The sequence below is a fragment of the Streptomyces sp. NPDC096046 genome (genome assembly GCF_040303285.1).
In the GTDB taxonomy this organism is placed as follows: domain Bacteria; phylum Actinomycetota; class Actinomycetes; order Streptomycetales; family Streptomycetaceae; genus Streptomyces.
Genome location: NZ_JBEOSZ010000035.1, coordinates 1 through 8,951, shown reverse-complemented (window position 1 = coordinate 8,951; position 8,951 = coordinate 1). Strand labels below are relative to the sequence as shown.

At 70.7% G+C, this 8,951-nt stretch carries 7 protein-coding genes; 1 reads left to right on the top strand and 6 read right to left on the bottom strand.

Going from position 1 to position 8,951, the window contains the following annotated elements; genetic code table 11:
• A partial coding sequence (locus tag ABTX62_RS26105; protein WP_352118489.1) for an SWIM zinc finger family protein occupies window positions 1-1,483 on the top strand: 1,483 nt, incomplete at its 5' end.
• 270 nt (window positions 1,484-1,753) lie between these two features.
• Here ABTX62_RS26105 and ABTX62_RS26100 read toward each other — a convergent pair.
• The 6 genes from ABTX62_RS26100 to ABTX62_RS26075 all read right to left on the bottom strand — a co-directional run.
• On the bottom strand, window positions 1,754-3,634 hold the full coding sequence (locus ABTX62_RS26100) for an RICIN domain-containing protein (protein WP_352118488.1): 1,881 nt from the start codon (window positions 3,632-3,634) through the stop codon (window positions 1,754-1,756).
• 52 nt (window positions 3,635-3,686) lie between these two features.
• Complete coding sequence (locus ABTX62_RS26095; protein ID WP_352118487.1) at window positions 3,687-5,444, bottom strand: amylo-alpha-1,6-glucosidase; 1,758 nt, start codon at window positions 5,442-5,444, stop codon at window positions 3,687-3,689.
• 110 nt (window positions 5,445-5,554) lie between these two features.
• Entirely contained in the window at window positions 5,555-6,406 is an 852-nt protein-coding gene (locus ABTX62_RS26090) for a carbohydrate ABC transporter permease (RefSeq protein WP_352118486.1), read from the bottom strand.
• A complete protein-coding gene (locus tag ABTX62_RS26085) occupies window positions 6,403-7,386 on the bottom strand; it encodes a carbohydrate ABC transporter permease (protein WP_352118485.1) in 984 nt (327 codons plus the stop codon). The genes ABTX62_RS26090 and ABTX62_RS26085 overlap by 4 nt, the downstream gene beginning before the upstream one ends.
• A 20-nt stretch (window positions 7,387-7,406) precedes the next feature.
• Window positions 7,407-8,651, bottom strand: coding sequence for a sugar ABC transporter substrate-binding protein (locus ABTX62_RS26080; RefSeq protein WP_352118484.1), 1,245 nt, complete (start codon window positions 8,649-8,651; stop codon window positions 7,407-7,409).
• Between the two features lie 87 nt (window positions 8,652-8,738).
• Window positions 8,739-8,951, bottom strand: a 213-nt coding sequence (locus ABTX62_RS26075; RefSeq protein WP_352118483.1) for a substrate-binding domain-containing protein, incomplete at its 5' end; no start/stop codon positions are given.

Here is an 8,951-nt window from a genome sequence, read left to right as displayed (position 1 = left end):
GGTAGCGCCGACCGGGTCCGGCACCCCGGCACCCCAGCCCCCGGACCCCGCCGCGCGCCCCGACGGCCCGGCGGCGACGCTTCCGCCGTCGGCCCCGGCCTACGCCCGCCCCAGTCATCCGGCGCCTGCGAGTTCCCCGGCCGCTTCCCCGGCCGCCGACTCAGCGCAGCTCTCGGCACCGCGCACGGCCCCCGCGTCGTCCCGCACCCCCAGGTCGCCCCGCTCCATGGCGGCTCCCTCCCGCGACAGTGAACTGCGCCGTACCTTCCCGCCCTTCCCGCCCCGGGTCGGCGAACGGTTCGCCGAGAGCTGGTGGGGTAACGCCTGGGTCAGCTCCCTGGAGCAGGGTGCGCTGGACGTGAAGCGGCTGGAGCGCGGGCGGGGGTACGCCGGGCAGGGGCATGTCGACGCCATCACGGTGACACCCGGACTGGTGCTGGCCTACGTCCAGGGCAGCCGCCCCCGCCCGTACCGCGTCCAGGTCCGTCTGCGCACGCTCGACGACACCGACTGGGACCGGTTCCTGGACGCCGCCGCCGATCGCCCCGGGCACATCGCCGCGCTGCTCGACAAGGAGATGCCCCAGTCCCTCGCGGACTGCGGCGTGCCGCTGCTGCCCGGTCCCGGTGACCTGGAGCCGCGGTGCAGCTGCCCCGACCGCGGACACCCCTGCAAGCACGCGGCCGCCCTCTGCTACCAGACCGCCCGGCTGCTCGACGCCGACCCCTTCGTCCTGCTTCTGCTGCGCGGCCGGGGCGAGCGGGATCTGCTCGACGCGCTGTCCCGGCTGAGTGCCACCCGCGCGGCGCGCGCCGCGCAGGACAGGGGCCCGGCGCCCCTGCCCGGCGTGCGGGCGACGGAGGCCCTCGCATCGCGCGCCCTCCCGCCCCTTCCCGCACCACTGCCTCCGCCCGCGCACCCCGAGCAGCCCCCGGCCTATCCGGCGGCCCCCGGCGGCCCGGACCCCTTCGCGCTGGACCAACTGGCCACGGACGCCGCCGCCCGAGCCCACGCCCTGCTCCACACCGGCCGTGACCCGGTCGGTGAGCTGACCCTGTGGCAGGACGCGGTCCGCCTGGCCGCGGCCCGTCCCGGGGCGGGGCTCACCGCGGGCAGCCGGGCGCTCTACTCCTCCCTCGCCTCCGCGGCGGGCCGCACCCCGTCCGAGCTGGCCCGCGCGGTCGCCGCCTGGCGCCAGGGCGGGCTGGAGGGCCTCGCCGTGCTGGAGGAGCCGTGGGACCCGCCCGCCGGCCGGTTCGACCGGGCCCGGCCCCTCCTCCTCGCTGCCGATCTGCCCGCCTTCCGGCCCTGGCGCAATCACCTCACCCACCCCCACGGCCACGTCCAGCTCCGCCTCGGCCGAGACGGCCTCTGGTACGCCTACGAGTCCGAGCCCGGCCACGACGACTGGTGGCCCAGAGGCACCCCCGACCTGGACCCGGTCGGAGCGCTGACCGGCCTCGGCCTGCCGAGCGACCTCTGACGGCATCTCAGGGCCTGCAGGGCCTGGGTGTGATGAAGCGCGTCGAGCGCCGCCCGTGCTGCTGCATTCCGGTGCGGCCTCAGCCACTCCAGCACGTCGGCGGCCGCCGGTTCACCGTCTTCGAGTCGGGCGATATGGGGTGGTGTCCCGCCTGAACTCCTCCCGGAGGGTCCACCTCGACGTGGACGGTGTCGCCGAGGTCGCGGATTCCGGCGGCAGCCCATGAGGGCTCCCCGCTGTGGCCGGGAGCCCCCATGGAGGGAACGCGGGTCAGCCCATGCCCTGGAGACGCCAGATCTGGTTCTTCTTGCTGGTCAGGGCACTCGCGGTGTCGCAGGTCCACTGGTGGATCTTCGCGCCGGCCGCGGTGGAGATCCCGCTGACGTCGACGCACTTGCCGCTGTGCACGGCGACCAGCTGGTGGTCCTGGGCATTGCCCAGAGCGGTCACGGGGCGCAGGGTGAACTGCTGGTTGGTGCCGCTGCCGCAAGTGAACTGGATGACGGCGGCCCCGTCAGCGGTGGAGGCGTTCGCCACGTCCAGGCACTTGCCGCTGTGCTCGTTGACGATCGTGTAGGTGTCGGCCTTGCCCGCGACCGGCTTCAGGTCGAGCATCTGCTGGTAGCCGCCCTCGCAGTGGTACTGCTGGTACTGGGTGCCGTTGGCGGTGGACAGGTTGGTGTCGTCCAGACACTGTCCACTGTGTTGTGCGACGGCGACCGTGGAGATCGTCGTGTGGGACGGCGGGAGCAGGGTGACGGTGTAGCCGTCCCTGGAGTCCGTCCACGGGACGGTGAGGGACGCGGAGTTGCCGCCGACGGTCAGAGTCTGGTCCGAGACGGTGACCGGCCCGGTCACAGCGCCCCCGTCGTTGTTCGGGATGCGCTGCAGGACCGCACGCACCCGGCCGTTCTCGACGACGTCGGTGGCGTCCAGACGGTCGAGATCGACGGTGACGTTACCGGTGTTGCCGTTGCTGCCCAGCAGGATTTTGGCGTTTCTGGCCGTGTTGTCCTTGGTCGCCAGACCGTCGGTGTTCGTACCTGGCGTGAGCTTGACGATGTTGCCGGTCTGCGATCCGTAGTAGCGGTACAGGAACCATTCCCCCAACGGCAGGTACTGCCCTGCGCTGTTCTTCGTCAGCAGGTTGGCCTGGAAGTCGTGCAGGCTCGCGCCGGACGCCCAGTTGGCGCGCAGCCCGTCGGCTCCGGCCCGCTCCAGTCGGGAGATGTACCAGGCCCCACGCCCGGGGGTCTGCTCGTTCGTGTTGGCGTACTCGTTGACCTGGAAGGGCCGGCCGGTGGTCATCGATCGCGCCGACAGCTTGGACCGGACCGCGTTCGCGTCGACGACCGGGTCGCCGGGCAGATCGTGCCAACTGTAGATGTTCGGCTCGACGTTGTTCGCCTTGACGTAGTCCAGGTACGTGTTCCACCACCCGGAACCGCTTCCGGCGGGCTTGCCGGCGGTGCTCGGACCGACGATCACCGCGTTCGGGAAGGCGGCGCGGATCCTCTGGTAAGCCCGCTTCCACATCTCCAGGTACTGGGCCTGCGTCCGCGCCCAGAAGGGGGTCCAGTCGGGCTCGTTCCAGATGTCCCACTGGATGTCGGTCATGCCCGCCGCCTGCGCGTCGGCGATGAGGCGGTCGTAGAAGGCGTCGAACCGGGTCCAGTCCCCGTTGTCGCCGGGGAACGTGGGACTGGTCGTGCCGTCGGCGCCCCACAGGTCGTGCGGCAGGATGACGAACGTGCCGCCCAGCGTCTTGGTGCGCTGGTACTGCGCCCGGGTGGAGTTCCAGCGGCGGTCGTACTTACCCGCGACCCAGCCGCCGGGATTGTCGAGTTGGGCGCCGCCGGCCCGCATGAACTTCCACTTGATGTCCTTGTAGAAGTGGTCCTGCGGCAGCGAGCCGTTCTCGGTCATGCCGTAGATCGTGCCCGAGGCGCGGTAGGTGGGGGCGCCTCCCGCGGTGGCGAAGTCGACGGTGACGGTGGTGTCGGCGGCCTGGGCGGTCGTGCCGGGAAGGACGACGGCCCCGACCGACGCGAACAGCGCGGCGAGCGCGGTGGTCCTGCGCAGACGGCGGCCGCCTGCGGAACCGGGTTCCGTGGTGTGTCTGAGCGGTGGAAGGAAGCGGGACATGTCCATGAGTTCTCCCGAGAGGGTGGGTGCTGCCGGGGCGCGGGGCGCCCAGGGGGGCTCAGTCGCGGGTGTGCGCGGCGGGTGCGGTGTGCCGGAGTTCTCGGGCTCCGGCGAGAAGGAGGTAGCTGCTGGCGGTCCAGGTGTAGGCGCGGTCGCGCAGACCCATGCCGTTCAGGGCGTCGAAGTTCTCGGCGAAGCCGTACGTTTCGCACAGGGCGCGGAAGCGGGCGCTGATCTCGTCCGCGAGACGGTGGTGGCCGGCGCGGCGCAGGCCGTCCTCGATGAGGACGGTGGCCGGGGCCCAGATCGGTCCGCGCCAGTAGCCGTCGGAGAGGTAATGCGGTGAGCCGGGGAGTTCGGTGGCGAGGCCGTGCGGAGTCAGGTGCTTTTCGATGCGTTCGGCGAGGACGGCGCTGACATCGTCCGGCAGGTGCTCGCCGAGCACGGCGGGCATCAGGTCGAGCAGGCTGGAGCTGCTCCAGGTGTCCGCGCCGTGAGCGGAACGGGCGATGAACCGGTCGTCCTGCCAGAGCTCGTCGAACAGGGCGGCCTGAGTCTCCCCGGCCGTGCGCGTCCACTCGCTGGCGTCTTCGGGGCGCCCCAACTCGGTCGCGAGCCGGGCGAGTTCATGAAGCTGGAGGATGAGGAAGGCCGCCAGGTCGGCGGTGACGACCACCCGTTCGCGGTCGAAGGTGGTGGCGTTGTCCCAGCCGCTGTCGTTGCCGTGCTGGTAGTGGGGCAGCGCGGCACCGGGTGCGCGCCGTGCGGTGAGCCAGAAGCCCGTCCAGCGCTCCAGCATGCCGTACGTCTCGGCCAGATCCGCCTGGTCGAGCGGTTTGGGCAGCCGTTCGCGCAGACGGCCGAAGGCCCAGCCGTGGATGGGTGGTTTGACGAAGTTGTACAGCACCTCTGAGTGGGTGACCGAGTCGGGCAGGGCCCCGCTGCCGTCCTGGTGGTCGAAGGGCAGCGCGAACTGGTCGCGCGCCAGTTCGGGGCAACCGGAGGCCAGGGCGAGGGCGTTGAAGCAGTGGTCCCAGCTCCATACCTTGTCCATCCAGTGCTTGGACATCAGCACCGCGGGCCGTGCGAGCAGGCCGGCCGGGCGTACGGTCGCGGACCACACGACGTAGGCGGCGAGTTCGGCGGCCGGGGTGGCGGACGAGCGCCAGGGGGCCACCGCGTCGACGAAGTCCGCGAAGGAGTTCCGGGCGGCCTCCGCGACTGCGCCGAACGCCGCCGACGAGGCGTAGGGCGCCCGCGCCGCGTCGCATTCCTCCACGGCGATCTCCCAGCCTCCGCCGGAGTCCGCTGCGATGGTGACACCGCGCTCCGCGCTGCCCAGGGCCTCGGAGCCGGACGTGTCGGTCACAGAGCCGGACAGCACGGTGACCCGGTACCGGCGTCCGGTCTCGTACGAGGTGAACACGTACGCGTCGGCGACCGGGTCGCGGTAGAAGTAGGTGCCGCTGAAGGGTGTCAGGGTCTGCGCCGCCGCACTGACGCGCAGGGCCAGGCCCGCGCCGCGTACGCGTACCGTGTCCGGGGACTCGTAGACGAGTTCGATGCGTCCGCTCTCGTGGATCCAGCGGAGCAGGCTCGGTGTCGCTTCGACGTGCGTCCCGGCCCGGTCGCCCGTCGCCACTTCGAGCGGGACCAGGCGCAGGACGGCGTGCATGCCGTTCTGGTGCGAGACGAGGTGGAGGTCTTCGGCCCGCGTCTTCTCCGCGAGCACGGGAGAGATGCCGAACCAGGATCCGTGTGTGCTGAAGGGTATGTCGTGGACGGAGAAGGACGGGCCGGGCGGTGCGGCGGTCATGACGGGTGACTCGTTTCTCGAGCAGGGGGCAACGGCCGACCACGAGGGCTCGGTCATGGTCGGGCGTAGGGACGGGGTGGGAGGGCCTGGTCCGGGTCCGTGCCGCTGGCTCAGTCCTTGACCGCTCCGGCGGTCACGCCGGCGGCGACGTAGCGCTGGGCGAGCACGAGGATCACCGTGGCGGGCAGTGAGGCCACGACGGCGGTGGCCATGATGGCGTTCCACTCCTGGTTGTTGTTGCCGATGTACTGGTAGATGCCGAGGGTGATCGGCTGGTGGGTGCCGCCACTGGCGAGGGTGCTGGCGAAGACGAAGTCGGACCAGGACCACAGGAACGCGAACAGGGACACCGTGACGACGGCGTTGCGACTCATCGGCAGGACGATGCACCGAAAGGTCGTCAGGGGCCCTGCGCCGTCCATCGTCGCCGCCTGGAGCAGTTCGCGGGGGATGCCCGACATGAACGCGGTGAAGATCAGGACCGCGAAGGGGACGGCCAGAGTGGAGTCCGCGACGATCAGGCCGGGGACGGACTGGAGCAGGCCGAGCTGGAGGTAGATGGCGTAGAAGCCCATCGCCATGATGATGCCGGGGACCATCTGGGCCACCAGGAAGAAGAAGCTGAGCACACCGCCGCCGCGCGGGCGGAGTTTGGCCAGCGCGTACCCGGCGGGCGCGGCCAGGGCGACGGTCAGGACAACGGTGCCCAGCCCGATGACGAGGCTGGTGGCGAGATAGGGCAACTGTTCGTCCAGCACGGCCCGGTAACCGGCCAGGGTGCCGTGCACGGGGAACAGGCCGGGCGGGCTCTTGCGCATGTCCTGGTCGCGGGTGAAGGACACGTTGAGCATCCAGTAGACCGGGAACAGCATGAGCGCCGTGAGGGCGAGGCCCATGGCCGTCTTCCACCAGGTGGTGCGGCGGGCCCGGCGCGGGCGGTGCGCGGTCGCGATGGTCGTCATGAGGCGTACTGCTTTCGCTGGACCCTGAGATACACCAGGCCGAAGACCAGGGCGGCGACGACGAGCAGGTTGCCGACGGCCGCGCCCGGGCCGAAGGCGGGCAGCAGGTTGCCGAAGCCGAGCTGGTAGGACCAGGTGGCGAAGGTGGTGGAGGAGCCCGCCGGGCCGCCCTTGGTCATGATCCAGATGATGTCGAAGACCTTGAGCGTGTAGACCAGCCCCAACAGCAGGGTGATCGCGGAGACGGGACGCAGCAGCGGGAAGGTGATGCTCCAGAACCGGCGCCAGGGGCCCGCCCCGTCGAGCGCGGCGGCCTCGTACAGGCCGGCCGGGATGGACTGCAGGCCGCTGTAGAGCACGACCAGGTTGAACGGGACGCCGATCCAGATGTTCGCGACGATCACCGAGGTCAGCGACCAGGACGGCGAGGTCAGCCAGTTCACCGGGCCGAGACCGACGGCGTGCAGGGCGGCGTTGACGATGCCGGAGTCGCTGTTGAGCATCCACGACCAGGTCGAGGCCGACACGATCAGCGGCAGCAGCCAGGGCACCAGGAACAGGGCCCGCAGAGTCGCCGAAAGCCGGAAGTTCTGGTGGAAGAAGACCGCGAGGGCCAGGCCGATGGCGTACTGGAAGAGCAGGCACACGGCGGTGAACACCGCGGTGTGCAGGAGCGCGGGGGCGAAGGTCGGGTCGTCGAAGACGGTCCGGTAGTTGGCGAGACCGGTGAAGGGGGCGTCGCCCTGGACGAAGGAGCGGACGGTGTAGTCGCGCAGGCTCAGATCGAGGTTGCGGTAGAGGGGATACGCGTAGAAGAGGGCGAGGTAGACGGTGACCGGGGCGAGAAAGGCCCAGGCGGCCCACTGCTCGGAGGACGGACGCCGCCGTGCCCTGGCACGTTCCGGAGGCGGGGCGGCGGTGGCCGCCCCGGTCCGGTCGCGCACCGGCAGCCGGTCCGGCACCTGTGTCGTGTGATTCATCAACCGGCCTCTGCCACCCGTTACTTGGCTGCGGACTGTGCCGCGGAGAGGGCGTCCTCGGGGGACGTGGACCCACTGAGCGCGGACTGGACGGCCTTCCACAACTGCTCGGAGATCTTCGGGTACTTGGTCCCCAGATCGTCACTCGTGCGTCCCTTGGCCGCCTTGACCGCGTCGATCCACGGCTTCAACGCGGGGTTGGCCGCGGCCTGCTTGTCCTGAACCTCGCCGGTGGGTGCGACATAGGAGAGCGTGGTGTCGGTGGCGAGGAGGTTCTCGCTGCTGGTCAGGCAGGACACGAGCTTCTGCGAGGTGGCGTAGCGGCCGGTGTCGCCCTGCACCGGGAGGGTGACGAACTCTCCGCCCGTCGGGGCTGCCGCGTCGCCGCCGGTGGCGCTCGGGACGGGGACGACTCCGTAGTCGAAGCCGGCCTTCTCGGCGTTGGCCAGCTGCCAGGTGCCGTTCTCGGCGAACGCGTAGTCGCCGCTGGTGAACTCCTGCCAGCTGGTGGTCTGGGTGTTGTTGAGCACGGAGTTGGGGGCGTAGCCCTTGTCCAGCCAGTCCTTCCACAGCGACAGAGCGGACACGGCCTCGTCCGAGTCGACCTCGGTGAGCTTCGCGCCGGAGCCCCAGAACCAGGGCAGGAACTGGAAGCTGCCCTCCTCGGTGCCGATCGCGGAGAACGTGATGCCCTTCTTGCCGGCCTTCTCGACCTTCGCCAGCGCCTCGGTCAACGACTTCCAGTCCTTGACCGAGGAGATGTCCACCCCGGCCGTCTTGAGCACCTTCTTGTTGTAGTAGAGGGCAAGGGTGTTGGCACCGATCGGCGTGCCGTACGTCTTGCCGTGCGACTGACCGGCCGCGAGCAGGTTGGCGTCCACCTTCGAGGTGTCCAGATCATTGTCGTCGGTCGTGGTGAGTACGCCCGCCTCGGCCAGGGTCGACACCACGGGGTTGTCGACGATGAGCACGTCGGGGGAGTTGTCCTGCTGGGCCGCCAGCAGCGTCTTGTTCGCCAGGTCGCTGGTGTCGAAGGCGGTCCGCTTGACCTTCACGCCGGCCTTGGTGCCGCAGTCGTCCAGCAGCTTCACCCACGCCGAGCCCTTCGCGAACTGCGGGTAGGGGTCCCAGAGGGTGTACGTGCCGCTGCCGGCGCCCTTGGTGTCGGTGCTGCCCGAGCCGGACGAGCATGCGGTGGTGCCGGTGGCGACGGCGACGACGGTCATGGCCGCGGCGGTGAGGCGCCGTCTGGTGGATCTCTTCATTACGCGTTCCTTCGCGTTCTGGGCAAGGGGGTGCCGTGGGAGTGGCGATCAGGGGTGGCCGGAACTGCTGGGGAGGGGTGAGGGTGGCTAGGGATTCGGGCCGGCGGGGCCGGTGCTGGACCGCAGCGAGATCGGTGGCGCGAGCAGGTGGTGTCGAGGGGCGGCCTCGGGGTGGTCGAGTCGTTCCACGAGCAGGTCGACGGCGCGCCGGCCCAACTCCTCCGCCGGTACGTCGGCCGCGGTGAGCGGTGGCGTGACCGTCTCCGCCCACCGGCTCGCCACCACTCCGGTGACGGAGAA